A 23,738-nucleotide genomic window follows, 5' to 3' on the forward strand; every position below is an offset into this window, starting at 1 on the left:
CGGAGGCGTGACGCATGAGCCTGGACCTGGGGACCCTTGCAGGCAAGATCAGCATCGACGGCGCGGACGCCGCGGAGAAGTCGATCTCCGGGGTCCAGGCTGCGATGGCGAAGCTCGCGCAGACACAGGACCCGAAGGTCAAGGTCGGCGCCGACACCGCGGCTGCAACCCAGGGCCTGACCGGGGTGCAGCGCCTCGTTCAGGACCTGTCTGCGGCGAAGGCGTCCCCGACGGTGGTCGCGGACGCCGCACAGGCACATGCGGACCTGGCGGCGCTCGAGGCGGAGCTTCGGAACGTGAACCGGACGCGCACCGTCGCGGAGATCACCGCGGACGCGCAGCAGGCGATGCGGACCGCGGAGCAGGTCGACGACCAGATCAAGGCCCTGAGCAAGAAGAAGGTCGAGATCCCGGTCGACATCGACCAGCACACCACCGAGCGGGGTCTTCGCGGGGCGTCGGAGTCGGTGGAGACGTTCCGGGACGAGGCGAAGGCGAACCTGTCCGAGGTCGCGTCCTCGTTCCAGGGGTCGATGGACTCCGCCGTCGACGTCGTGCAGGGCACCCTCGGCGGTGTTGTCGCGGACCTCGGGCCCGCTGGCCTGATCGGCGGCGCGCTCGCCGCGGCGGGGATCGGTCTCGGGAAGGCGCTGCTGTCGGGGACCGCGGACGCGGTGAACCAGGCGAAGCAGGACGTGCAGGACCTCGCGAAGGACATCGTGTCCGCGGGTGGCGAGATCAACTCGGTCGACTGGGACTCGAAGCTCGTCGACTTCGGGACGACGATCGTGGACCAGAAGTCGTGGTGGGAGGTCTGGCAGAAGGACGCCGTCACGAACCTCGACAAGGTCCGCAAGGAGTCCGAGGCGACCGGGCAGTCCATCGGGACCCTGTTGCAGGGTGAGGCCGGCGGCGACCTCGCCGGCGCGAAGAAGACCCTCGACGAGCTCACGAAGTCGTCCTCGGACCTCGAGACGCAGATCGGGCTCACGACGAAGACGATCGCGACGTCGACCGGTCCGATCATCATCCGCGACCAGGCGCTCGTCGACCAGAACGACGCCACCAAGGACGCGATCAAGGCGATCTCGGCGCACGTCGACGAGCTCCAAGACGCCGCCGACGCCGCGGACGAGCTGACGGCCGCGACACAGGGCGTCACGGTCGAGCAGGTCAAGGCGAACCGGGCCATCGACGACTCGAACAAGGCCCTTCGCGAGCATGCCGCCCTGATGGGCGACACGAAGTCCGCGCAGCTCGACTACGAGGACGCCGTCGCGAAGGTCGCCGACGGCGTCGCGAAGTACCGCACCGAGCAGATCAAGGCCTACGAGGCGCAGGAGAAGGCCGCGAACGGCGGCAAGAAGCTCACCGACGCCCAGGAGAAGTCCGCGATCGCGCGAGCCGACGCGGACGTCAAGGCCGGGAAGGCCCTCAAGGACTCGACGCAGGCCGGCCGCGACAACCAGCGCGCCCTCCTCGCGCTGTCCCAGGACGTCCTGGCGTACGCGGACGCGACGGAGAAGCAGACCGGGTCGCAGACCGAGGCGAACCGCATCATCGCGAAGGGCTACGACGCGTTCGTCGAGCAGGCTCACGCCGCGGGGATGAGCGAAGCCGCGGCGAAGGCCTACGCGAAGCAGCTCGGGCTCGTCCCGGAGAAGGTCAAGACGACGTTCGACCTGGACACCCACGAGGGTCAGCTGCAGCTCCAGGCGTTCCTGCAGAAGATCAAGTCGGCCCGCCCGACGCTGCTCGTCGGCGTGAAGAGCTCGCAGTCCGTCGTCGGCGTGCATGTCGCGAACGGGAAGGTCGACCTCTACGCGGGCGGAGGGAAGATCAGGGGCCCGGGCGGCCCACGGGACGACAAGATCCTCATCGCCGCATCGAACGACGAGTTCGTCGTGAACGCGGCTTCCTACCGCAAGCACGCCGCACTGGTCGAGGCGATCAACAACGACACTCTGCCGAAGTACGCGGGCGGAGGAAGGTCAGCAAGACCCCGACGTCGTACAAGGGTCACAGCTTGGAGTACTGGCAGGACCGGTACGCGTCTGGGTCGGACTACCTCGAGCTGAAGCAGACGGTCCGTGACGACAAGCGGGACCTCGCCGAGACCGAGAAGTACGGGCCGAAGGACAAGCACGGTAAGCAGCACAAGACCCGGTACGTGCTGCGCGGACTGGACCGGTCGGTCGCGACAGCGAGGAGCACGAGGACAAGAAGGCCCTCGAGGACGCGGACACCGCCCGGGCGTTCGTGAAGAAGTACGGCAGCCTCGCGGCCGCGATCAAGCAGCGCGACAAGGACAAGGCCGCCGCTAAGGCCGCGTCGGACAAGCAGAAGGCCGACACCGCCGCGGCCAAGCAGGCGGCGGCGGACTTCAAGTCTCTGGGGTCCGATCTCAAGACCGACATCCGCCGTGGGGACGTCGCTGACGCGATCACGGGTGGGCTCGACTCCGCGCTCGGGGTTACGGACCAGGCGCGGCAGGAGGCCACGTCGTCGACGCTGTCGAAGAAGCAGAAGACCGCGCTGACGACGGCAGCGAACACGGCCGAGAAGTCGCTCACGAGTCTCTACGCGGCGGCGGACAAGTACCAGGCGGCGCTCGACAAGGCGAACAACCACCTCGCGGACATGAAGTCGCTCGCCGACTCGGCGGCGTCAGCGGTGAAGGGGACGTTCGACCTGTCGGCGGCCTACGTCGCGCCCACCGACGCGACGTCGAACCAGATCCAGCACTCCGACAAGTACGGGAACGTCTGGTACACGACCGACACCACGGCTGCGACCAAGGGCGGCTACACGGGCGCCGGCATCACGTCGGCGGCGGACAAGCAGGCGAAGGACGCCACCACCTTCACCAACGCGCTGCAGGCCCTGCAGAAGAAGCTCGGGACCTCCCCGGCCTCGGAGGCGATCGTCAACCAGGCGCTGTCGATCTTCGCCTCGAGCCCCGAGCAGGGCATCCAGTTCGTCCAGGCGCTCAACACCATGAGCGTGAAGGACCTCGGCGCGGTGAAGTCGGACTACAACACCGTCGCCAAGGCGGGGACGTCAGCAGGCCAGTCGCTCACGTCCGCGAACACCATCGGCGGGCTCACCGCGGCGACGACAGCGGTCAACTCGCTGACGAAGTCGCTGACCGACACGAACAACGCGATCGCGAAGGTCGGCAACACCCTCACGAACGCGATGCTCAAGCCCTTCGGGCTCAAGCTCGACGCCAAGGGCAACGTCGTGAAGAAGGCCGGCGGCGGGCTCGTCGTCGGCGGGCAGGCCGGCGCGGACTCCGTGCACGCCCTCCTCATGCCGGACGAGTTCGTGTCCACGACGGCGTCCACGGCCCGCAACCAGTCCGCGCTCGCCGCGGGGAACGCCGGGGCGGTGCTCACGGTGCAGCGGCCCTCGTCGACCCCGGTACCGGCCGCGGCGGCCGGGCAGCGCGTGGAGGTGACGATGCCGCGCGAGCTCGTCGTCGTCGACACCGATGGGGCGCTCGTCGGGCGGATGAAGGTGGAGGCGTCCCGCGTGGTCGTCGCCCACACGGCCCGCCAGGACGCTCAGGCCGCCTACTCCACAGGGAGCCTGTGATGACGTTCGCTTCGACGTTCGACACCGCGAGGAACCTGGTCCAGCTCGTCATCGACGGGCGCGACACCGGGTGGTCGACGGCTACCTCGGTGACGGTCACGCGCACGGTGGCTGGGGCGTCCCCGGTCCCCGTGCGCGGGTCTGTCGCCGTGGCCGTGGTGGGTGGGGTGCTGCTGTCCTCGGACAACGAAGCACCCATGGACTCCGCGGTCACGTATGCGGCGACCGCGGTGGGCGACGACGACCCGGTCGCGCTCTCGGGCACCGTCGAGACGACGGGTGCCGCGTGGGGACTGTGGGTCAAGGTGCCGGGCCGCGCGGACCTGAACTGCCGGGTCCCGCTGCGCGACTTCGGTCAGGTCACCCGCCAGACGCAGGGCGGGTCCTGGCAGGTCCCGGGCGGGCAGCGAGTCGCCGAGTCGTCCGGGCTCGCGCAGGCGTCCTCGACGCTCGAGGTCGCGACCAGGACCCCGGGGCAGCTCGCCGCGCTCGCAGCGGTCCTCGAAGGCGCACCCGGTGGGGTCGTGCTCTTGCAGACCGGGCAACCGGCCGAGCCGGAACTCCCGTCCGGGTACTACCAGGTGACGTCGTGGTCGACGTCGAACCCGGGCCGTGCACGCTCGGACGTGTCTGGGTGGCGAGTCCACACCCTCACGGTCGACCAGGTCGCGATGCCCGCCGGCGACGCCACGGGCTTCTCGGGCATGACCTACAACCAGGTCGCGGACCGGTTCGCGACCTATCAGGACCTCCTGGACGGTGTGCCGACGTACCTGGACCTGGCGACGGGGAGCTACTGACATGTGGCCTGTTCCCGGCGGTTACGGGGAGACCCTGGTCGCCTCGCACGGGCTGCGGGTCTTCGCCGACGTATGGCGGGCCGGCCAGCCGGTGCGCTGGCCTGACGGGTCGGTGGTGTCGCTGCCGATCACGGGCGGGTCCATCACGGTGGACCGCACCCAGTCGGCGCGGCGCAGCATCAACATCACGGTGCCGCCGTTCTTGCGGTCGGGCACCTACACCCAGGTCCCGGCGCTCCCGTCGCTGCCCTCGGACGTCCTGGGCCACTACGGCCAAGAGCTCCGGGTCCGGCACGCCCTCGTCGCTGCGGACGGGACGCTGCTCGTGGTCCCGGTCGGCCGGTTCCGCATCGACTCCGGCGCCGGGTCGGACCTTGGCCTGACGGAAGTCACGATCGCCGGCGTCTCGCGTGAGGCCTACGTGGTCGACGACATCTTCACCGCGCCCCGCACGTTCTCGAACCCGTCGGGGATCGCGATCATCCGCCAGCTCATCCTCGAGACCCTGCCCGACGCGGAGGTCGCGGTGCTGACCCGCCGGGACCGCCGGGTGACGCCGACGACGTGGGATGACCGGTGGACGGCGATCAGCGAGCTCGCGGCGTCGCTGTCCGTCCAAGTCTACGCCGACCCGACGGGCCGGTTCGTCATCACGGACCTGCCGACCCTGGCCACGAAGCCGGTGTGGCGGTTCCAACCCCAGGCGGGTGGGTCGCTCCTCGAGGCGGCGCGGACGTCCTCGCGCACCGGGGTCTACAACCGGGTCGCGGTGCAGGGCTCGACCCCGGACGGTGCGACGGTCGCGACCACGGGCGTCGACTGGGACAAGGACCCGACGTCCCCGACGTTCTACGGCGACCCCGACACGGGCGCCTACGGGAAGGTCACCAAGGTCGTGTCGATGCCCAGCCTGACCACGCTCGCCGACTGCCAGGCTGCCGCGTCCACCCAGCTCGCCCTGTCCACGGGCGGGGCGGAGTCCCTGGACCTGGCCACGATCCCGCACGCCGGGCTCGAAGCCCTCGACGTCGTCGAGATCGTCACCGACCCCGGCCGGGTGTTCGCGACAGCACGGCGGCACATGGTCGACAACTTCACGTTGCCCCTCGTCCCGGGCGGCCAGTTCTCCGTGGCGACACGCGACGTCGGGGCGGTGACGGACTCATGACCTCCCCGCCGCGATCCGGCGCATGGTCGCCCAGATGCTCCCCGCCCAGCCCCGGTTCGGGTTCATCACCGCCGTGGACACCGGCCAGCAGCTCGTGACCGTCGCGTTCGAGGACGGGTCCACGACGACGTCCTTGTCGTGGGCGTCGTCGGCCTACCCGTCCCCCGCGGTCGGTGACCGGGTGTCCGTGGTCCCGCACACCACGGGCTGGCTCGTGGTCTCCAAGGCCACCCCGCGTCCCGTGCTCGTGCCCGACCAGCAGGTGCTCGTGCTGCCGTCGCACAACTACGGCGGCGAGCAGGAGATCCCGACCGACGGGTCCGCGCCCGGCGCCTGGTGGTGGGCCGACACCGACGCCACCGACTCGGACTTCTCTCGGACGTTCATCGAGCAGGGACTCTCCGACGCCCAGGCCGGCGACACCGAAGGGCACCGGCCGCCGTACAACTACCTCCACGCCACGGCGCTGACCTACCCGCTCGCGGCCTCCGTCCCCTCGGGCGCGACGATCTCCCAGGTCCAGATCATCCTGCGCTGCTCGTCCACGTTCGCCGGCGGCTCCGGCTCGGCCCACCCGGTCGCCCCGATCATGTACGCCCACACCTACACCGCACTGCCCTCAGGGGCGCCGGCGTGGGCGCCCGGGTACGGGCCGATCCGGTTCCCGACGTTCATCATCGGCGAGATCCAGGTGCTCACCGTGCCCGCCGCGTGGGTCACCGCGTGGCTCGCCTCGACCATCGCCGGGATCGGGTTCTACGCCCCCGCCACGTCCCTGGACGCGTTCTTCTCCCACCAGGACAGCGACGGCGACGACAGCGGTACCGGGCAGCTGCTCATCACCTACTCGGGAGGCTCCTGATGACCGACACCCCAGACGGGGCGAGCGACGACACCGCCCAGGCCGCCACCGACCCGACACCCGTGGACAACACCACGCCGCCCGTCGACGTGCTCCGGGCGCTCGGCTTCGACCCCGACACGGTGCGGTCCGTGGTCATCACCTCCACGTCCGTGGTCGCGGTCGCGGCCGACTACCCCGACCCACCCGTCCCCGCGCAGCCCGAGGAGCCCACCGATGCAGACTGACCCGCGCCAGGGATTCACCGGCCTCCCGGACTACAACGACCCGCCCAAGGTCCCCGACCACCTATCCGGGCTGTTCAGCTTCCTGCTCGACAGGTCCACCGAGCAGTACCCGACCCTCACCGCGCTCCAGTCCGCGATCCCCTCCCCAGCCGACGGCATGTTCAAGGCCGTCACGGGTGAGAAGGCGCTCTATTACGCGATCGGCGGACAGTGGCTCCTCGTCTGGAAGAGCACTCCGGCGGTGTTCGGTCGCCGCTTCCAGAACTCGGTGGCCGGCCAGTCGATCCCGTCCGGAACCGACACGCTGTACACGTTCGCAGGAGCGACGGGCTCCGAGCTGTCCGGCGGCGTGACCCTGGGGACCGGGTCACAGGTCGGGTGCTTGATTGTTCCCAAGGGCCTGTGGTCGCTGTCCGCGCAGGCTGCGTTCCCGTCCAACGCAACCGGGGTCCGGTCCCTGTACCTCAGCGTGGTCAACTCCGACGGCAGCTTCGGAGCGAACGTCGCACTCGCCCAGGTGAAGAGCTCCGGGTCCGTCGACTCGCTGAACGTCAGCTCGGTCTACCGCGCATCGACGGGCGGAATGGCGTTCGGTATCAGGCTCGGCCAGAACAGCGGCAGCGCGCTAACCATCGCCTCCGCCTACTACAGCCCATTCCTCACGGCCGTGAAGATCGCCGACTGACACCCACGCGCCACCCCCACCACGCGAGGAGGACCCCGCATGCACCTGGTCGTGACCCTCTGGGCCGAGTTCGCCGACGACACCGCCGCCCCGGCGCCAACCGGGCACGACTGGCTGATCGCGACGATCGGGTCCGTGGTCATCACGGCGATCGTCGCGCCGGTCCTCGCGAGGCTCTTGAACCGGCGCACGCACCGCGAGCTCCGCCACCACGGCGAGGTCCTAGCCGAGATCCGCGAGCAGCAGTCACGCGCTGAGCAGACCTCGGAGACGATCCGCGCGCAGGTCCAGAACGACCACGACCGTAACCTGCGCGACGACGTCGACCATCTGACAGACGCCGTCGAACGGGTCGCGAAGGCCGCCGCACAGAACGCCGGCGCGCAACGCCGCACCGCCCGCACGCTCTCCCGGGTCGAGGCCGCAGTCACCGAGGTCGCCGAACGCCTCGACGAGCACCTCACCCGCGACTGACCCACCCCACCTTCACCCCGCCGTCGCCCGACGTCGGGGCCCTTCGCCCTGCCCAGGAGGCACCCACGATGAGCACGCTCACCACCATCGACAAGGCCGGCCACCGGCTCATGCCCGACGCCGCGGCGTCGTTCGCGCGCATGCAGAAGGCCCGTGGGTCGGCGTTCCACGTGACGTCCGCCTACCGGTCGACCGCGGACCAGCAGGTCCTCTACGACGGGTACAAGGCCGGGAAGCCGGGCTACAACTTCGCCCTGCCGCCCAGCCAGTCCAACCACTGCCGGGGCGAGGCGGTCGACTTCGGGTCCGCGGACTACGCGTGGCTCGAGGCGCACGCCGCCGCCTACGGGTGGATCCAGGACAAGAACGAGCGGTGGCACTACGACTACGTGCCGAGCCGGGACACGCACAAGCCCGCCCCCTCGAAGCCCGCGAAGGCATCGAGCTCCGTGCTCAAGAAGGGCTCGACCGGCACGAAGGTCAAGAACCTCCAGCGCGGCCTGAACAAGAAGTTCCCCGCGTACGCGAAGCTCGCCGTCGACGGAATCTTCGGCCCGAAGGTCGAGGCCGCCGTGCGCGAGTTCCAGAAGCGCGCGGGCCTGGTCGTCGACGGCATCGTCGGCCCGAAGACCGTCGCCGCCCTCAAGACCTACGGGGTGACCCTGTGAGCATCACGATCCCGAAGAAGTACCGCAAGGCCGTCTACGTGATCGGCGTGGTCGCCGGCGTCGTGACCCTCGGGCTCGGCATCGTCGACCCGTCGCTCGCAGCCGACGCGTCCGAGCGCGCCCAGTCCGTCACCGACTGGCTGACCTCGCTCGCCGGCGTCGTCGGCGCCGCGGGCGGTGTCCTCGCGCTCCTCCACCTCACCGCCGACAAGCCCGCCGACCAGGCGCCGCCCGCGGTCCCCGACGACGGCACGGCGGTCATCTCCGACCCCGACGTCACCAACCCCTCACCGGACTTCACCCCCGATGCCTGACGGCCGTGACGTGATCATCACGAAGTGCCCACACTGCGGGGCCGTGCTCGCTGTCAACGAGGCCGCAGGCGCCATGCCAGTCCGGTCGTGCTGCGCCGGGGGCCGCGACGACGACCTCACGACATCTCGAGCGACCCGTCGTTGCGGCCCGGCACCGGAGGCAACGTGAACTCGGTGTAGTTCCCGTTCTCGTCGACGTACCGCGGCATCATGGATCCGCTGACGAACTTCAGCCCCGCGCGGCGCCCTCCGGGCCCGAACATGTCACTCGTCATCCGGAGCAACGTGCTGGCGACCTCGAACTCGGGCTCCTCACGGGCAAGCATCCCGACGATGTTGCCCTCACCGTCCCCGAGGACGTCGTTCCGGAAGACCGCTCCATCGATGAGGTCCTCGACCTCGACCTCGAACTCGTAGACGAACCGCATGAACCTGCGCTCAGTGGACATGCGCGGAGCCTGCCACCGTTCGAGCCAGCGGCACCAGATGCCACCGGAAAGTATCACCCCGCACACGACACCGCCCCCGCTCACCTCTCGCGAGGTGAGCGGGGGCGTTGTCGTGCTACGTGTAGTCCTTGCGATCTCTTGCTCTGACGAAGGCGTCTCCATGCAGTCGGGTGTGCCAGACGCGTCGGCCCGGCACCCTGAGCACACGACACCCGTCCCAACCTGCCGTCTCGACTCCGACCTTGCCGCTCTCGAAGGCAGCTGCAAGCGCGGGCTCAAGGTCAGTGTCGTGAGATGCCAGGACGACGACATCGGCGTCACCCCGATCGGCTGAGCGGACGAAATCCAGGGCTACGAGAACGTCGACGCCCTTCTCCTGGGCGTGCCGCTCCCCGTTGACCCAGCTGTAGCGAAGTCCGCGATGGATGACCTCAACGCGGGGGTCGCGGGTCCACTCCGACTGCTGCGCCAGGTTCCTCCGGTACGCGTTCGGGTTCTCCGTGTTCGACGGCAGGCCGCGATAGACGACGACCTTCTCGATCACGTACTGCACCGGATCGTCATGGCTTGCGATCGCGGTGCTGGCGAGCACATGGTTGCGCACGGACAGCCACTGATTCGCGAAGTAGAGGGTGAATGAGCGACTCGTGCCGCGGCACGGAGTCCGGCACAAACACGCCATGGCCGGTGAGATGGATGTTCTGGTAGTCGATCACCAGCTTGACCGAGCGACGCTCCATCGTGCCCCTCCGGGTAGAAAAAGCCCCACCAGTCCCGGAGGACGGTGGGGAGCTATGCGAGGACCATAGCAAGTTCGCTCGGCGGATGGTGTAACGAAGCCGTAACGGTGTCGGAACTCACACCGTCAACTCGACGCCTCGAGCCGGCACGTCCGGCATCGTCGCCGCCCGTCGGACGGGTACACGATCGTGTTCTCGGGGGTGTACTCGTGCCCGTGGGGGCAGTGGGTCTTGGCGCGCTGGTGCTCGCCGCCGGTCCGGGCCTCGGTCGACCCGTGGCGCCAGACACGGAGGTAGTGGGGGTGGCACATCCCCTTCGCGGAGGCGCGCTCGTCGCACCCGTCCACGCTGCACACCGCCGGGGTCCTCGTGTCCCACGTGCGGACGTGCTCACGGATCAGGTCGGCCTGCTCGTCCGTGAAGAGCCACGCGTGGCCGGTCCGCTCCCAACCCCAGGTACGTGCGAGGCGTGCGACCCGGTGCTCGCGCACGCCGAGCTCGCCGGTCAGCTGGGCTGCCGTCCAGGTCACCGCCGCGCCTTGCGGTCCATGCGGCGCTTCGTCAGGACGGCCACGGGCACCACGACGACGACGCTCGCGAGCCACCACAGAACGGCGTCCAGAGCTTCCACGCCGAGAATCGTGTCACACGCCGTGCATCGGCCGGACCGGGCGTGCGTCGAGCGCGGCTCGCGCGGCGGCGCGCACGTCGTCGTCGAGATCGAGCGCCAGGACCTGCAGGGTGGGGTCGTGCGCGTCGGACCGGCGTGCTAGCAGCAGGCGCACCCCGGCGTCGCGGTGACCGACGTACCGGCCGGCGATCGACCCGCTGCACACCGGGTTGCCGAGCACGGCGTGCACGAGCTCGAGCGCGGCGTCATGGTCGAACCACTCCGGCGCGACGATCGCGAGCACCTCACGGTCCGTCGTCGTGCGCGCGATCTTCAGCCGCTCGACCGGGTCATGCCGCGTCGCCCGCCACGCCGCGGTGAACTCGTCCTGCCTACCCATGGCCCCGAGAGTCCCCGCCGCCACCCACGGCGCCGCGCGATGGTTGAAGCCTCAACCCTTGATTCGGGCAACTTAAGTCGGAGGCCTTGTTCTCACCCGGTCAGCACTCTCGGCGTCGCCGGTTTCCGTCCGCTATCCGATGGGACGCAGAGTGCTCCAGACCGGGACGACGTCGGCGCGCCGCTCCTCGAAGCGCACCTCGACCCGCGCGATCAGAGCCCGCAGCGCGGACCGCTTCGCCTCGACCGGGAGCGTCACCCAGTCCGCCAGGACCTCGCGCGCGATCTTCGACGGGTCGTCGGGCATGCGCACGATCAGCCGCTCCGCCGCGGCGAGGCCGGACGTGAGCCGGTCGCGGCGCTCCATGATCTCGTCGCGCGTCACCCGGTACGCGGCCTCCGGCACAAGCCCCGAGGCGAGGTGCCCGGTGAGGGCGGCGAGCTGGCGGTCCAGGCCGGTGATCTCGCGGGCGATGCGCTGCGCCTCGAGGCGCGCGTCCGATCCCTCGACGGCGGCCCGGGCCGCGGTGTTCTCGACGTCGTCCGCGACGTCGCGCAGCCACGCGAGCACGGCGTCCTCGACGAGGCGCAAGGAGATCGACCAGCGCGGCCCGTGTCCCTCGGCGCGGCCGAAGTCCCCGCACCGGTACCCGAGGAACCCTTCACGCTGCCGGTTCCGCGCCGACGGGGCGATGCGGTACCCGTTCATCCCGGCCCCGCACTCGCACCGCGCGATCCCAGACAGCAGGTACCGGCGCTTCACCTGCCGCTCTGCCGCGCGCGCCTCACGCTCGGCCCGGTACGCCTCCCACGTCTCGACGTCGACGATGCCCTGGTGCGCGCCGTCGTGGAGCTCGCCGTGGTAGACGACGTACCCGGCGTGGATCGGCGAGTCGAGGCACTGCACGATCGTCGTGTCGTGCCACGCGGGGGCGTGCATCGGCTTGAGGCCGAGGCCGTTGAACCAGGCTGCGAGCTCGCGGTGCCCTGCGCCGGCGAGGTACCGGCGGTACGCCTGCTCGATGTACGGGGCCGTGTCGGGGTCGGGGGTGACGGCGCCGTCGGCCCAGGCCCACCCCCAGGGGAGCTTCCCGCCGGGTGGGAGGCCGCGGGCGACGCGGGAGGCGTGGACCTCCTGCCACTGCTCGCTGATGCGTTCGGACTCGAACGCGGCGAGCTCGGTCATGACGCCGCGCGCGAACCGGCCCGCGGCGGTGCCGTCGTTGGGTTCGGTGGCGGATTCGATGCGGCCGCCGGCGACGTCGACGCGGTCGGCTGCGATGGCCCAGTCCTTGCGGTTGCGGGACAGGCGGGACCAGCGCCACAGGACGACGACGTCGGCGGCGCGGGTCTCGATCATGTCCATGACGCGTTGAACAGCGGGCCGCTTCCAGGTGCGCCCGGAGATGCCGGGGTCGGCTTCGACGGCGACGACGTCGTATCCGTGGCGGGCGCAGTAGTCGCGTCCGGCGGTCTCCTGCAGCTCGAGGCTGATCGACTCCTCGCGGTAGGTCGACTGGCGCAGGTAGAGGACCGCGCGCGGCGGCGTGTCGGGGACGGGGCGGAGGCCAGCACGAGGAGTCATAGGCGGGTCAGAACTTCCACTCCCAGCCCGTGTCGCCCTGGCCGTTGAGGCTGTACACGACGACCCCATGCTTGGTCTTGGAGTCGAGCACGACCAAGCCCTTCGCCTTCTGTGCTGGGCCGATCGATGTGGGGATCACTTCGGAGTCATCTGCGCATGCGAACGCGGCTGCTGTCGCGGGGTTCGACTGGTTGTAGCCGTCTGAACCGATGAGCGACCAGGTGGCTGGACCGATACCGAGAGCCGTGCCTCCGGTGAGCGACAGCGCCTTCACGAGTTCCTTCGACGTGCGCGCTTCGACCGTGAGCGCGACGAGGTGGCCAGCTTTCGACTTGGTGGCGAACTGGCCGTCGCATGTGGGGTCGACCTTGATCTTCGTGACCCGGATCTGGAATGCCGCGTCCCCGAGATTGTCCCCGTTCGAACCTGACACCCAGCCCCACTCCCCGGCCTTCTTCTCCACGTTCCCTCGCGCGCTCGTCGGAGCCGCGGTCGGTGTGACCTCAGCGGTGGGGGTCGGCTTGAGCTGGGCTTGGACTGTCTGAGTGACGGTCGCCGTCACCGTGACGGGCGGTGCACTGGGGCCCGATGACGAGCACGCGGCGAGCGTCCCAGCTGCGACGACAGTGATGGTTGCGAGAGCGTACTTACGAGGCATGGACGGATCATCCCGTACCGCGCCGAGGCGACGAACCGTGCGAACGGGTGAAGTCTGTGAGCGCGTCATGCGGGGTCGTCTTGGTTGAGGATCATCGCGGCGACGCGACCCTTCTCGTCGTCGGTGAGGTGTTCGATCCTGGCGCGGAGCGTGTCGACGTCGACCCACAGCTCGTCAGCCAGCTCAGCCTCGGACGTCGCCCACTTCCATGCGGCGAGGAGGTCGTCGAGGTCGATGAGCCGCCGGGCGGCCAGCGCACGTGCTGCCTGTTCGTCACGGCGCCGGCATCCGTCCGTGTGGCCGAGGTCGACGTGTGCGAGCTCGTGCGCGAGGGTGCAGCGGCGCTGCACCTGGGTCTGGTGCGGGTGCAGAACGATCATGGTGCGGCCGTCTGTGAAGCCGAGGAGTCCAGGTAGGACGGCCCAGTGGAGTCGGATGTGGGGCCGGTTCGCGAGTGCACGCCAGGGATGGAACATCGAGGTGAACGTACCGCCGCCCGAGGCCACTGTCGAACGCATGTTCGAATCTAGGCGGTGTGGCGCACCGTTAGCTCCGGAGGTTCGCGGCGCTGCAGTTCGTCATCAGCTTCACGAACCGCCGGATCCACGTTCGCTTCGTACCCCTCGAAGACCGTGTTGACGATGAGGACAACCAGGAGGAGCACGTAAGCGCCGAGTCCGACAGCGAGGCTGTTCCAAAGGCGCGTCGGCGCCAATCCAGCCTTGACGAAGACGGCGACCGCGGTCGCAGCGCAGCAAGCGATGACACCCACGAGAGCGTGAGCGGCCGCTGCGTCGACGGATCTCCGAGCTGGAGCCTCTGACGCGGGGCGCCGGCCAGCCCGTTCGTCGAGGCGGCTTCTCCAGGCCGCAATCTGAGCGAAGACCGCTATGAGGACCCCGCCAAGGAGGGCGAAGCCCCCGATCAGGGCATCGGCAACTGTCGCTACGGACCAATGGCGCCAGAACGCTACTGCGGCCAGTGCGACCGGGATGCCGTAGAGGAACCCACGGGACCACCAGTCGGGTGCTCCGCCCCGGTGGTTCCTGAGATCGGCCAGTCCCTCCCAGTGTCGCAAGAAGAGCTCGGCCGGACCCATAGGCATCGCGTCACGCTCCTCAGATCGGCTCCCTGGTTCAGATGGTTATATCGGTGCCCTCTGACAGTGTCCCACTGAGGAGGGAGCGCGCACTTGCGATCCAGGAGTCGTCGTCGAGCGGTAGATCCGCGCTGAACTCGTACGTGAACAGTGCGCGGATCGAATCGGGCCGGATCGTCTTGCGGCCCTCGTCATTCTCGACAACCAGAGCGGCATCGTCGAACCGGAGGCCAGTCTCATCGAGAGCCTCTGGGCTGTAGCCGGCGATAGATTCGATCCTGACGACGTACTCGGAGTCACCGCCACCCTCCGCCCATCGGAGGGCCTCGCGAAGGAGACCCTCACGCTCGTAGTCCGCGTCGACGTGGTGCGTCAGCTTGGTGGCGACAGACCTTCGACGCCCCGGTTCGCTGGGCCGGTACTGCCGCAGTTCTGCGGTGACCTTCTCGGCGTTCCGGATGAGCTCCATGATCCGGCGACGATCCGCAACCTGGTTGACCTTGGGACGCAGCCACCTGTCAGCATCGAGCCGAAAGCCTTCGTAGCCCAACCATCGAACCAACATCGTGATGGGGCATGTCCTCGCGATCGTTTCAACCACGAGACGCCCTTCGGGTCCTGACTCAGGGACAAACAGCAGGGCTCGGTATTCGTGGACTGGGGCACGCTGCGAGATGTCGACCGCGCCGTCGCGGCCTAGCGCTTCGTCGAACTCGCCGTGGTAGCCGTGCTTCAGCTTGTAGAGCGTCTGCCCCGGGCCAACGGCGCGGACGTCGTCACAGCGCAGTTGGGGAGTCTCGCGTGGAGGGTGCGGGTCCTCCTCCCACTCGGCAGGTCGGCGAAGATCCGGCACCCCGGAGACCAGCCCGCGCGTCATCAGCGACTCGCCGCACGCCACCAGAAGGTCTTCCGCAGAGGCACTGGCGCTCCCCCACGGCTCGCCGAGATCGAGGCGCGTGCGCTTCGATGGTCCCCGCGTCACCCAGAACTCGAAGACTCGTGCTCCGAACACCTGCTACCCCTATCTATCGCCTGGAGCTGTCGCTCACGACGGCTCATCCGAGCCTGAGTCCTGCGACTCCTCCCCCGATGTCGCGTCAGGCGCGGCGGCCGGCACTCCGGGGCGAGCCGCTAGCGCAAGCGCGTCGGGGGCGAGCGCGGCGGAGGACTCTGCATCGCGGCGCGCCTCGTCGAGCTCACGATTGGACCGCGCGAACTGCCGCACGATGTCAACGACCACGCGACGCTGGTCGGCGGAGAGCAGATCCGCGTCAGGCGGCAGGAGTTCGGCGAGCGGCTGCACCGGAAGCGGTTCACGGGCAGCCAGCAGGACCTCGACGAGCGGAACGCCGGAAAGCTCGGCGAGCGCTTCGAGGGTGCGGCGCGTAGGCCGAGAGGTGTAGGTGCCCGCGATGATCTTGTCGACCGTCGTGTACGAGAGTGTGAGGCCGCGCCGTTTGGCTTCGCGATCGAGCGCTCGCCCTTGCAGCCCTCCAGCTCGCTCCGATGCCCTGAGCGCAACGTCCCTCAGCGTGAGTGGATTCTTGGTCACGGTCCCGATCCTGTCGGCGCTGTTCTCGCTGATGCCACCTTCGGCCCTAGGGGAACACACAAGTGACAGCGCCACCTTACGGCCTGACCTGCAAGTTCGTGCGCACCTCTTGACAAGTGCGTGACAAGCGCGGCAGGCTCCACTTGTCACCCGGGACAAACGGAGGCACGATGGTCACCCGACGACCGAAAGTCAGATTCCTCAGGGAGGTGTGGATGCGAGTCAAGGACCCCGGTGCGATCCGTCGCGCAAGGCTCCGAGCCGGATACACCCAGTACGACCTCGCGGCGCTCGCGCGCTGCACGCAGGCGGCAATCTCGGCCCTAGAGACAGGCGCCATGCGCGGCTGCTCGCAAGATCTCGGCAGCACGATTGCGAAGTACCTCGACCGCGACGTGGAGGACCTCTTCGAGGCCCATGTCGGATCTCGCGCGCATCGAGTGACAAACGCGGCCGGCTCCGTTCGTCAGGTGGCGGTGTGACGACGCGTGACGAAGCGATCGCGAAGGCGGGTGCGTGCATCGCGGAGGGACGGCGTGTCCGCGACTCCCTGCCGGTCGCGGAGGCTGCGCGCCGCGCCCACGTCGCCGGCGGGCCGTCCATCGAAGAGCTCGAGCAGCTCATTGCCGCCCAGCGCGGCCAGCAGACCCAGACCGCACCCGACGCGGCCTGAACCCAAGCAGAACACAACGAAGCCCGGCACCCCTACCACGAGACACCGGGCTTCATCGATCGAACAGGAGACATCGTCCCATGAACACCCAGCACCTCCCCCGACACGCGAAGCCCGGGCCCCTCACCGGCAAGCTGCAGTTCCAGGAAGAGCGCGCGAAGCTCGCCGCCCGCAACGGCGAAACCTGCCCGCCCGTCCCAGGCCGTCACCGCGGTTCCCCCAAGCACACCGTCGTCACCGTCACCTCGACGCTGAGCATCCCCGACCGCGCGCGACGCGCCGGCGCGAACGCCATCACCGGCGAGTGGTGGGACCCCGAGACCAACACCTGGTACCGCCTCGACCGCACCGACTTCGGGTTCGCCGTCACCGACCCGTCCGAGGTCGACGCGCCGATCGACTACGAGCTCACCGAGCAGGCCGCCTGATGGGCGGGCGCTGGCAGTTCAGCTCCCACGCGGCCGACCGCGCGCCTGCCGAGGTCCTCGACCTCCGCGCCGCCCGCGCCCACCGCCTCGACGCGCACCTCGCCGAGCAGACCGCCGCCGCCGTCGCCCGCGTCCAGCAGGCCGACGGTCCGCCCCGGCACGCCCGCCGCCCCGCGTCGGGCCCGAACCCGCTCGGCGTCGCGATCGTCGCCGCCGCCGCGTTCGGCCTCATCGCCGCCGGCCTCGTCCTCGCCCTGTCGGCGCGGAACCTGTCCGCCGCGCACTTCACGGCCGTCGGGCTCGCCGCCGCGGGCTTCGGCCTCCTCGTCCGCCTGCACGTCGTCAACACCCGGAGGCCCCGATGAAGACCGCCCGTCCCCCGCGCGCCGCCGCCGTCATCGAGGACGCCGAGTTCCTCGCGTCCTGGGGCGTCGGCCTCACCGCCGCCGCGAAGCGCCTCGGGTACTGCTCCGCGAACTCGCTCGAGAAGACCCTGCACCGCCTCGGCCGGTACGACCTCGCCGCCCGGCTCCGCACCTTCGAGCCGCTGTCCACCCACGCCCTCGCCGCCTGAACGGAGACCCACAACCATGACCACCAACGACATCGCCACCCCGACGTCGGACGGCCTCACCGACGACCAGCTCGTCGTCGTCGAACAGCTCGCGATCCGGAAGGCCAAGCTCCGCGACGAGAAGACCTCGATCGACGAGGAGATCGCCGCGATCGACACCCAGCTCCGCGCGCTCCTCCCGGACGGGACGACGCAGGCCGGGCAGCTCAAAGTCATCGTGACCGTCCCGGCGCGCCTGGACACGAAGAAGCTCGCCGAGGCGTTCGGGCCGGCGCAGCACCCGGTGCTCTACCGGGCCGCGATCGACACGGCCGCGGTCAAGGAGCACATGTCCCCCGCCCAGCTGCGCCCCTTCCAGGTCGCGGGCGCGCGCACGGTGACGGTCCGATGACCGCCGTCGCAGCGCCCACGACCTGCGCCGAGTGCGGCGTCCGCTCCGCGTCCGCGGTCTGCCGCGCGACGAGTGGCCCGCCGGGTCCAAGCAGCTCGCCGGTCACGGGAAGTGCGGCGCCTGCTACAGCCGCGAGCTCGCCGGCGGCGGTGTCATCCCCGTCATGCCGAAGACGATCGCGACGAAGGTCGTCGAGCCGCACGTCGCGGCGCGCCGCGCCCTGGCCGGCGACTGGGTCGAGTCGGCGGTGTGCAGGTCCCTCGACCCCGATCTGTGGTTCTCCGAGGCGCCGTCGGACGTCGCCCGCGCGGCAGCGTTCTGCGCGGTGTGCCCGGTCAAGGCCCTGTGCGCCGAGCGCGCGGAGGCCGCACGGGAGCAGTACGGGGTGTGGGGCGGCGTGAAGCGCAACGCCAAGCCGGAGCGCGTCCACGTCGTGGCGGTCGCAGCATGACCGGCGACGAGCAGCCCACCGTGCACCCGCCGTCGTCGCAGGCGGGCCTTCCCACGATCCGCGCCGGCGCTCGCGCCCGCGGCGCCGTGCAGTGCGGGGCCGAGCGCATCACGGACTCGATCGCGTACCTGACGCAGGCCGGCCACCCGATCTACCACATCGCGGTCTGCGACCGGCGGCCCGGGCACGACGGCCCGCACCAGGACAAGAGCATGCGCGCCTACGCCTGGTCCGACGACCGGGTCGTCCCGTGACGGCCGTCCTGCGGGCCCGGCACCGCCTCGCCCGCATCGAAGCCGCCGCCGCGGACGGTGCGACGACGCTCGCCGTCGCCGCAGACCTCGGGTGGCTCCCCCGCCAGGTGCACCGCTACCTCGAACGCCACAAGCGCCGCGACATCGCGGCCCAGCTGTCCCGCAACGACGCCAGGAAGGACACGTACCGATGAGCACACTGCCCCCGATCAGCGTCGGGCAGCTCCGGGAGATGAACGCCGAGACGCGTGCTCGCGTGATCGCCGCACGTGGCGCCGAGACGCGCCGAGCGCTCGCTCACCTCGCCGGCATCGCCGCGCAGAACAACGCCCACGCGGCCGCCGAGTACGCCCAGCTGGTCATCGAGCTGACGCGGGGCGAGTCATGACGGCCATGTCCGCGCTCGCGACCGAGTACCGCGACGCGTACCTGCACACCGGCACCGCCCCCGACGTCGCGTTGCGCGAGCTGCGCACGCTCGTCGAGGACGCGATCGCCAACAAGCCGCGGAACCACCAGAAGATCATCGGGCCCTCGGAGATCGGCACCGACTGCGACCACTGCCTCGCCGCGAAGCTCGCGCAGTGGGAGCAGCTCCCGAGCACAGCGTGGCTCCCGTACGTCGGGACCGCGATGCACGAGAACCTCGAGCGCGTCCTCCTCGACCGCGAGATGAACGCCTGGCTCAACCAGCGGCCGGGCCGGTACCTCGTCGAGGAGAAGACGATGGTCGGCCACATCGGCGGCCAGGAGATCTGGGGATCCACCGACGCTCTCGACGTCGCCGCCGGCCTGACCATCGACTGGAAGCTCGTCGGCGCGTCCACCCTCACCGCCGCCAAGGTCGGACCCTCGCCCGTCTACCGGGTCCAGGCCGACCTCTACGCGAAGGGTGGAACGACGCCGGGATCCGCGTCGAGCACGTCTCGATCGTCTACCTGCCCCGCAACAGCGTGCGCGGACTCGACGACGCGATCTGGTGGCACGCCCCCACGACCGCGCCCGCGCCGTCGCCGCCCTCGACCGCGCCAACCGCCTCCACGACAACCTCCGCGCCCTCGAGGACGCCCTGGGCGTCGAGCAGCGCGACGCGTGGATCACCAGCCTCCCCAGGGCGCGGCACTGCTACGACTGCGCGCGCTTCCCCGACGGCGCCGGGCTCAACCCGCCCGGCCACCACGCTCCCGAGAAGGCGTTCGCCGACCTCCTCGGGTGACCCCAACCCACCGCAGTACCGACACCACAAGGAGCACCACCATGACCGACACCAACGACTTCCTCATGGGGTCCGGCTCGAAGTCCGCCTTCGGGCGCGACGACGCCGTCGGCTACACCGTGACCGGCAAGGTCCAGTCCGTCGAGGTCCGCCAGCAGACCGACCTCGACGGGAACCTCCTCACCTGGGACAACGGCGACCCGCGCATGCAGCTCGTCGTCACCCTCGCCACCGACCTGCGCGACGACCCCGAGGACGACGGCGTGCGCGCCGTCTACGTCAAGGGCTCCAAGGCGCCCGGGTCGAAGTCCGTGCACGACGCCGTCCGCGCCGCCGTGCAGAAGTCCGGCGCCAAGGGCCTCGAGGTCGGGGGCACCCTCACCGTCTCGTTCGTCGGGACGGAGCCGTCGAAGACCCGCGGGTACTCCGACCGCAAGCTCTGGGAGGCCCAGTACGCCGCCCCGGACAAGGCGGCCCAGTCGGGCGACTTCCTCGGCACCACCCCGGCCCCGACGACGACGCCGGTCCAGGCAGCGCCGCCCGCCCCCGCGCCGTCGGGCTCCGACGCCGGGGAGAAGGCGCGGCAGCTCGTCGCGCTCGGCCTCGACGACGCCACGATCGCCGGCGCCACCGGCCTCGACGCGTCCGTCATCGCGCTCCTGCGCACCGCCGCCTGACCGCGGCACCCCGCGCGCGCAACCGGCGCGCCCCAGCCCGTTCGATCCGGGGCGCGGGGACCACCAGCACCTCCAACACCTTCGACGTCCCGGGAGGACGACATGACCGACACCAAGCTCCCCCAGCCGTTCCGCTCCGGCGACGTCCGACCCGGCAACGTGCTCGCCGTCGACGGTCTTCGCGGTCGCTGGTCGGTGTGGTCTGCCGGGCCCGAGTCGTCGACGTGGTGGCTCCTTCCGATCGACGACGCGGCGCGGGCCGACGTCAACCGGAACGCGGCGTCGATCCTGCACCGGTCGGCTGGCGCCATCGCCGTCGCGACGAAGAGCCTCCGGAACGCGCGATGACGACGCTCGCGGCCGCCGCACACACCACCTTCTGGCGCGCCCACGACCTCTGGGAGACCGAGCACCCCGACCCGCCCGACAACGAACTCGACGACGACCGCATCGACCGCCTCACCGAAGACGACCAGGAGCCCCAGTGACCAACGACGTCCTCACCGCCGCCCTCGAGCTGCTGGACGCCGGCTACTCCGTCATCCCCATCCGCGACGACGGCACCAAGGCCCCCGCCCTCACCGCCTGGAAGCAGTACACCGACCAGCGCCCCGACGACTCCCGGGTTCGCGCCTGGTTCACCCACCCCGGCTACGACCTCGGCGTCGTCCAAGGCCACGTCTCCGGCAACGCCGTCATGATCGAGATCGAGGGCCGCGCCGCCCACCACCTCCCCGACCTCGCGCAGCTCGCCACCGACACCGGCCTCGGCGACCTGTGGGCCCGCGTCACCTCCGGGTGGCTCGAGCACTCCCCGTCCGGCGGCGTCCACTTCCACGTCCGCACCGACTCCCACCAGCCCGTCCTCGGCAACCAGAAGCTCGCGCGGGCCGCCGACGGCCTCGTCCTCGCCGAGACCCGCGGCGAAGGCGGCCAGGTCGTCGTCGCCCCGTCACGCCACCACGCATCCGGGCGCCCGTGGGTGCGGCTCGCCGGCGGTCCTGCAGACGCTGCCGTCCTCACCCCCGAGGAGCTCGACGCGTTCTGCGCGATCCTGCGCACCCTCGACGAGCAGCCCGAGCACGCCACCACGTCGACGCCCGTCGCCCCGCACGACCCCACCCAGGGCGTCACACCCGGCGACGACTACGAGAACCGCACCGACTGGGCCGACATCCTCACCCCCACGGCTGGACCCTCGTCTCCGCCCGCGGCCGCACCCGCTACTGGCTCCGCCCCGGCAAGGACCGCGGGCAAGGCATCAGCGCGACCACCGGGCACGCCGACGACCGCGACCGCCTCTACGTCTTCACCTCGTCCACCGACTTCGCCCCCGAGGTGCCGTACACGAAGCTCGGCGCGCTCGCCGTCCTCGAGCACGGCGGCGACCACACCGCCGCCGCCAAGGCCCTCGCCGCCGCCGGATTCGGGCAGCGCGCCACCGCTCTGCGCCCCGTGCCCGACCACCCGACCGCCGACGACCTCGCCGGCCTCATCGCCCCCACCGCCGACGGCGCGCTCCCCGTCCCGCCCGCGCCGCGCCCGCAGCTCCACGTCGTCGACGAGCCCGCCCCCGAGCAGGTCGCCGACCGCGTCGCGACCCCCGACCAGGACAACACCGCCCTCCTGTTCGTCGACGCCCACGCCGACACCGTCCGCTACGCCACCGGCCGCGGACGATGGCTCACATGGACCGGCCACCACTGGTCCGTCGACGACCGCGAGCTCGTCCGCGAACACGCCCGCACCCTCGTCCGCCGCCTCCCCGGAGGCGAAGGCTGGGAGACCTACCGCAAGAAAGCCCTCAGCGCCCGCGGCGTCACCGACGTCCTGCGACTCGCCCAATCCGACCAGCGCATCGTCGTCGCCGCGAAGGAGCTCGACGCTCGCCCCTACGAGCTCAACACCCCCGCCGGCATCGTCGACCTGCGCACCGGGACACTGTCCCAACCCGACCCCGCGGCCCTGCACACCCGCACCACCACCGTCGCGCCCGACTTCGACGCGTCCCACCCCTGTGGGACCGGTTCCTCGCCGACACGTTCGCCGGCGACCCCGACATGATCGCCTTCGTCCAGCGCGCCGTCGGCATGTCCCTCGTCGGCGCCGTCCTCGACCAGGTCTTCTTCTTCGCCCACGGGTCCGGCGCCAACGGCAAGTCGACGTTCATGTCGACCCTGCAGCACATCGTCGGCCTCGGCGCCGACGGGTACTCCGGCCAAGCGCCCGCCGAGATGCTCCTCGCGACCCGCAACCACGGGCACCCCACCGAGCTCGCCCGACTGCAAGGACAGCGCCTCACCGTCACCTCCGAGATCAACGAGGGCCAGACGTTCGACGAGGCCCGCATCAAGTCCCTGACCGGCAAGGACACGATCTCCGCCCGGTTCATGCGCGAGGACCTCTTCGACTTCACGCCCACCCACACCCTGTGGGTCCTGTCCAACCACGAACCGGAGGTCCGGGTCGGCGGGCTCGCGTTCTGGCGGCGCGTCGTCATGGTCCCCTTCGTGCACACCGTCCCCGAGGGCGCCCGCGTCAAGGACCTCGAGGAACGCCTCATCGCCGACGAGGGCCCCGCGATCCTCGCGTGGGCGATCCGCGGCGCAGCCGACTACTTCGCCCGCGGCCTCGCCGCCCCCGACGCCGTCACCGCAGCCACGAAGGCGTACGAGACCGAACAGGACACCGTCGCCGGGTTCGTCACCGACTGCTGCGTCACCGGCGACCCGAACCGGCAGGACCTGCGCGTGCGGTCCGCGCAGCTGCGCACCGCGTACGAGCGGTGGTGCACCGACGCCGGCGCAACCCCCATGTCCCCGAAGACGTTCACCGTCGCGCTGCGGTCGAAGTACGGGATCCGCACCGAGCGGTCGAACTCGGCCCGATACCTCGCCGGCATCCGCCTCAACGACATCGAGGACGACGGCCCCGACGCGTCACGGGACGCGTCACCGACCCTCGACGAGCGCCTCGACCAGCAGGGGTGGCGGTAGCCCATGGCAACGAATCGTGACGCGTGCGTGCCTGTTCGTGACGCGTACCCACAGCACGCGTCACGCGCTCTGACCTGCAGTTATGACGCGTGGTGACGCGATGACGCGACTTTCCAACATGACGCCCTACGCCCGCACGTACGTACGTGCGTTGCCGTCATACCCAACCCACGCATCACGCGTCACGACCA

The 23,738-nt window shown here is 70.4% G+C and carries 36 protein-coding genes; 26 read left to right on the forward strand and 10 right to left on the reverse strand.

Annotated features, from left to right (window positions below; all coding sequences use genetic code 11):
* Positions 1-14 precede the first annotated feature (14 nt).
* The 11 genes from QQK45_RS21400 (at position 15) to QQK45_RS21450 (ending at position 8,795) form a co-directional block, all read left to right on the forward strand.
* The gene (locus QQK45_RS21400; RefSeq protein ID WP_284291193.1) at positions 15-2,078 is read left to right on the forward strand and encodes a hypothetical protein; all 2,064 of its coding nucleotides are present in this window, start codon (positions 15-17) and stop codon (positions 2,076-2,078) included.
* Positions 2,027-2,263, forward strand: coding sequence for a hypothetical protein (locus tag QQK45_RS21405; RefSeq protein ID WP_284291195.1), 237 nt, complete (start codon positions 2,027-2,029; stop codon positions 2,261-2,263). The genes QQK45_RS21400 and QQK45_RS21405 overlap by 52 nt, the downstream gene beginning before the upstream one ends.
* Complete coding sequence (locus tag QQK45_RS21410) at positions 2,260-3,597, forward strand: hypothetical protein (RefSeq protein ID WP_284291197.1); 1,338 nt, start codon at positions 2,260-2,262, stop codon at positions 3,595-3,597. Before QQK45_RS21405 ends, QQK45_RS21410 begins: the two co-directional genes overlap by 4 nt.
* On the forward strand, positions 3,597-4,397 hold the full coding sequence (locus tag QQK45_RS21415) for a hypothetical protein (RefSeq protein ID WP_284291200.1): 801 nt from the start codon (positions 3,597-3,599) through the stop codon (positions 4,395-4,397). Before QQK45_RS21410 ends, QQK45_RS21415 begins: the two co-directional genes overlap by 1 nt.
* Position 4,398: 1 nt before the next feature.
* Entirely contained in the window at positions 4,399-5,565 is a 1,167-nt protein-coding gene (locus tag QQK45_RS21420; protein ID WP_284291202.1) for a DUF5047 domain-containing protein, read from the forward strand.
* A gap of 22 nt (positions 5,566-5,587) precedes the next feature.
* Entirely contained in the window at positions 5,588-6,427 is an 840-nt protein-coding gene (locus tag QQK45_RS21425) for a hypothetical protein (RefSeq protein ID WP_284294875.1), read from the forward strand.
* On the forward strand, positions 6,427-6,654 hold the full coding sequence (locus QQK45_RS21430) for a hypothetical protein (protein ID WP_284291206.1): 228 nt from the start codon (positions 6,427-6,429) through the stop codon (positions 6,652-6,654). The genes QQK45_RS21425 and QQK45_RS21430 overlap by 1 nt, the downstream gene beginning before the upstream one ends.
* Entirely contained in the window at positions 6,644-7,339 is a 696-nt protein-coding gene (locus tag QQK45_RS21435; protein WP_284291209.1) for a hypothetical protein, read from the forward strand. Before QQK45_RS21430 ends, QQK45_RS21435 begins: the two co-directional genes overlap by 11 nt.
* 39 nt (positions 7,340-7,378) lie before the next feature.
* Positions 7,379-7,813: a cation:proton antiporter gene (locus QQK45_RS21440; protein ID WP_284291212.1), complete on the forward strand. Its 435-nt coding sequence runs from the start codon at positions 7,379-7,381 to the stop codon at positions 7,811-7,813.
* Between the two features lie 68 nt (positions 7,814-7,881).
* Complete coding sequence (locus tag QQK45_RS21445; RefSeq protein WP_284291214.1) at positions 7,882-8,481, forward strand: peptidoglycan-binding protein; 600 nt, start codon at positions 7,882-7,884, stop codon at positions 8,479-8,481.
* Positions 8,478-8,795 (forward strand): hypothetical protein, encoded by a 318-nt coding sequence (locus tag QQK45_RS21450; RefSeq protein ID WP_284291216.1) that lies wholly within the window; start codon positions 8,478-8,480, stop codon positions 8,793-8,795. Before QQK45_RS21445 ends, QQK45_RS21450 begins: the two co-directional genes overlap by 4 nt.
* Before the next feature lie 116 nt (positions 8,796-8,911).
* Here QQK45_RS21450 and QQK45_RS21455 read toward each other — a convergent pair whose 3' ends face one another.
* The 10 genes from QQK45_RS21455 to QQK45_RS21500 all read right to left on the reverse strand — a co-directional run bounded on the left by QQK45_RS21455 (position 8,912) and on the right by QQK45_RS21500 (position 15,887).
* Entirely contained in the window at positions 8,912-9,244 is a 333-nt protein-coding gene (locus QQK45_RS21455) for a hypothetical protein (RefSeq protein ID WP_284291218.1), read from the reverse strand.
* 115 nt (positions 9,245-9,359) lie between these two features.
* The gene (locus QQK45_RS21460; protein ID WP_284291220.1) at positions 9,360-9,797 is read right to left on the reverse strand and encodes an NYN domain-containing protein; all 438 of its coding nucleotides are present in this window, start codon (positions 9,795-9,797) and stop codon (positions 9,360-9,362) included.
* A gap of 312 nt (positions 9,798-10,109) precedes the next feature.
* Positions 10,110-10,514 (reverse strand): hypothetical protein, encoded by a 405-nt coding sequence (locus tag QQK45_RS21465; protein WP_284291222.1) that lies wholly within the window; start codon positions 10,512-10,514, stop codon positions 10,110-10,112.
* A 114-nt stretch (positions 10,515-10,628) separates the two neighbouring features.
* Positions 10,629-10,994 carry a hypothetical protein gene (locus QQK45_RS21470; RefSeq protein ID WP_284291224.1) on the reverse strand — a complete coding sequence of 122 codons (366 nt, stop codon included), beginning with the start codon at positions 10,992-10,994 and terminating at the stop codon, positions 10,629-10,631.
* A gap of 132 nt (positions 10,995-11,126) precedes the next feature.
* Entirely contained in the window at positions 11,127-12,578 is a 1,452-nt protein-coding gene (locus QQK45_RS21475) for a recombinase family protein (protein ID WP_284294871.1), read from the reverse strand.
* A gap of 7 nt (positions 12,579-12,585) precedes the next feature.
* On the reverse strand, positions 12,586-13,236 hold the full coding sequence (locus tag QQK45_RS21480; RefSeq protein ID WP_284291126.1) for a hypothetical protein: 651 nt from the start codon (positions 13,234-13,236) through the stop codon (positions 12,586-12,588).
* Between the two features lie 65 nt (positions 13,237-13,301).
* Positions 13,302-13,754, reverse strand: a complete 453-nt coding sequence (locus tag QQK45_RS21485) for an ImmA/IrrE family metallo-endopeptidase (RefSeq protein ID WP_348525096.1) — start codon at positions 13,752-13,754, stop codon at positions 13,302-13,304.
* Between the two features lie 8 nt (positions 13,755-13,762).
* A complete protein-coding gene (locus QQK45_RS21490; RefSeq protein ID WP_284291128.1) occupies positions 13,763-14,008 on the reverse strand; it encodes a hypothetical protein in 246 nt (81 codons plus the stop codon).
* A 364-nt stretch (positions 14,009-14,372) separates the two neighbouring features.
* Positions 14,373-15,347, reverse strand: a complete 975-nt coding sequence (locus tag QQK45_RS21495) for a hypothetical protein (protein ID WP_284294872.1) — start codon at positions 15,345-15,347, stop codon at positions 14,373-14,375.
* Positions 15,348-15,380: 33 nt separating this feature from the next.
* The gene (locus QQK45_RS21500) at positions 15,381-15,887 is read right to left on the reverse strand and encodes a radical SAM family protein (RefSeq protein WP_284291130.1); all 507 of its coding nucleotides are present in this window, start codon (positions 15,885-15,887) and stop codon (positions 15,381-15,383) included.
* Positions 15,888-16,102: 215 nt separating this feature from the next.
* Here QQK45_RS21500 and QQK45_RS21505 point away from each other — a divergent pair, with 215 nt between their 5' ends.
* From QQK45_RS21505 to QQK45_RS21575, 15 genes are all read left to right on the forward strand, one after another.
* A complete protein-coding gene (locus QQK45_RS21505) occupies positions 16,103-16,369 on the forward strand; it encodes a helix-turn-helix transcriptional regulator (protein WP_284291131.1) in 267 nt (88 codons plus the stop codon).
* The gene (locus QQK45_RS21510; RefSeq protein ID WP_284291132.1) at positions 16,366-16,560 is read left to right on the forward strand and encodes a hypothetical protein; all 195 of its coding nucleotides are present in this window, start codon (positions 16,366-16,368) and stop codon (positions 16,558-16,560) included. Before QQK45_RS21505 ends, QQK45_RS21510 begins: the two co-directional genes overlap by 4 nt.
* Before the next feature lie 80 nt (positions 16,561-16,640).
* Positions 16,641-16,988, forward strand: a complete 348-nt coding sequence (locus QQK45_RS21515) for a Kelch repeat-containing protein (RefSeq protein WP_284291133.1) — start codon at positions 16,641-16,643, stop codon at positions 16,986-16,988.
* Positions 16,988-17,353: a hypothetical protein gene (locus QQK45_RS21520; protein ID WP_284291134.1), complete on the forward strand. Its 366-nt coding sequence runs from the start codon at positions 16,988-16,990 to the stop codon at positions 17,351-17,353. Before QQK45_RS21515 ends, QQK45_RS21520 begins: the two co-directional genes overlap by 1 nt.
* Positions 17,350-17,562 carry a hypothetical protein gene (locus QQK45_RS21525; RefSeq protein ID WP_284291135.1) on the forward strand — a complete coding sequence of 71 codons (213 nt, stop codon included), beginning with the start codon at positions 17,350-17,352 and terminating at the stop codon, positions 17,560-17,562. The genes QQK45_RS21520 and QQK45_RS21525 overlap by 4 nt, the downstream gene beginning before the upstream one ends.
* 16 nt (positions 17,563-17,578) lie before the next feature.
* The gene (locus QQK45_RS21530; protein WP_284291136.1) at positions 17,579-17,953 is read left to right on the forward strand and encodes a hypothetical protein; all 375 of its coding nucleotides are present in this window, start codon (positions 17,579-17,581) and stop codon (positions 17,951-17,953) included.
* 31 nt (positions 17,954-17,984) lie between these two features.
* On the forward strand, positions 17,985-18,404 hold the full coding sequence (locus tag QQK45_RS21535) for a WhiB family transcriptional regulator (RefSeq protein ID WP_284294876.1): 420 nt from the start codon (positions 17,985-17,987) through the stop codon (positions 18,402-18,404).
* Positions 18,401-18,658 carry a hypothetical protein gene (locus tag QQK45_RS21540; RefSeq protein ID WP_284291138.1) on the forward strand — a complete coding sequence of 86 codons (258 nt, stop codon included), beginning with the start codon at positions 18,401-18,403 and terminating at the stop codon, positions 18,656-18,658. Before QQK45_RS21535 ends, QQK45_RS21540 begins: the two co-directional genes overlap by 4 nt.
* A complete protein-coding gene (locus QQK45_RS21545; protein ID WP_284291139.1) occupies positions 18,655-18,852 on the forward strand; it encodes a type 2 periplasmic-binding domain-containing protein in 198 nt (65 codons plus the stop codon). Before QQK45_RS21540 ends, QQK45_RS21545 begins: the two co-directional genes overlap by 4 nt.
* Positions 18,849-19,046: a hypothetical protein gene (locus QQK45_RS21550; protein ID WP_284291140.1), complete on the forward strand. Its 198-nt coding sequence runs from the start codon at positions 18,849-18,851 to the stop codon at positions 19,044-19,046. Before QQK45_RS21545 ends, QQK45_RS21550 begins: the two co-directional genes overlap by 4 nt.
* Entirely contained in the window at positions 19,043-20,551 is a 1,509-nt protein-coding gene (locus QQK45_RS21555) for a hypothetical protein (RefSeq protein WP_284294877.1), read from the forward strand. Before QQK45_RS21550 ends, QQK45_RS21555 begins: the two co-directional genes overlap by 4 nt.
* 102 nt (positions 20,552-20,653) lie before the next feature.
* Positions 20,654-20,899, forward strand: coding sequence for a hypothetical protein (locus tag QQK45_RS21560; protein WP_284291144.1), 246 nt, complete (start codon positions 20,654-20,656; stop codon positions 20,897-20,899).
* Positions 20,896-21,039 carry a hypothetical protein gene (locus QQK45_RS21565; RefSeq protein ID WP_284291145.1) on the forward strand — a complete coding sequence of 48 codons (144 nt, stop codon included), beginning with the start codon at positions 20,896-20,898 and terminating at the stop codon, positions 21,037-21,039. Before QQK45_RS21560 ends, QQK45_RS21565 begins: the two co-directional genes overlap by 4 nt.
* 850 nt (positions 21,040-21,889) lie before the next feature.
* Positions 21,890-22,615 (forward strand): hypothetical protein, encoded by a 726-nt coding sequence (locus QQK45_RS21570; protein ID WP_284291146.1) that lies wholly within the window; start codon positions 21,890-21,892, stop codon positions 22,613-22,615.
* Positions 22,612-23,547, forward strand: coding sequence for a DNA primase family protein (locus QQK45_RS21575; RefSeq protein WP_284291147.1), 936 nt, complete (start codon positions 22,612-22,614; stop codon positions 23,545-23,547). Before QQK45_RS21570 ends, QQK45_RS21575 begins: the two co-directional genes overlap by 4 nt.
* Positions 23,548-23,738: the final 191 nt, after the last annotated feature.

Origin of the sequence: Luteimicrobium album, assembly GCF_030161555.1 — a bacterium.
Taxonomy (GTDB): domain Bacteria; phylum Actinomycetota; class Actinomycetes; order Actinomycetales; family Cellulomonadaceae; genus Luteimicrobium; species Luteimicrobium album.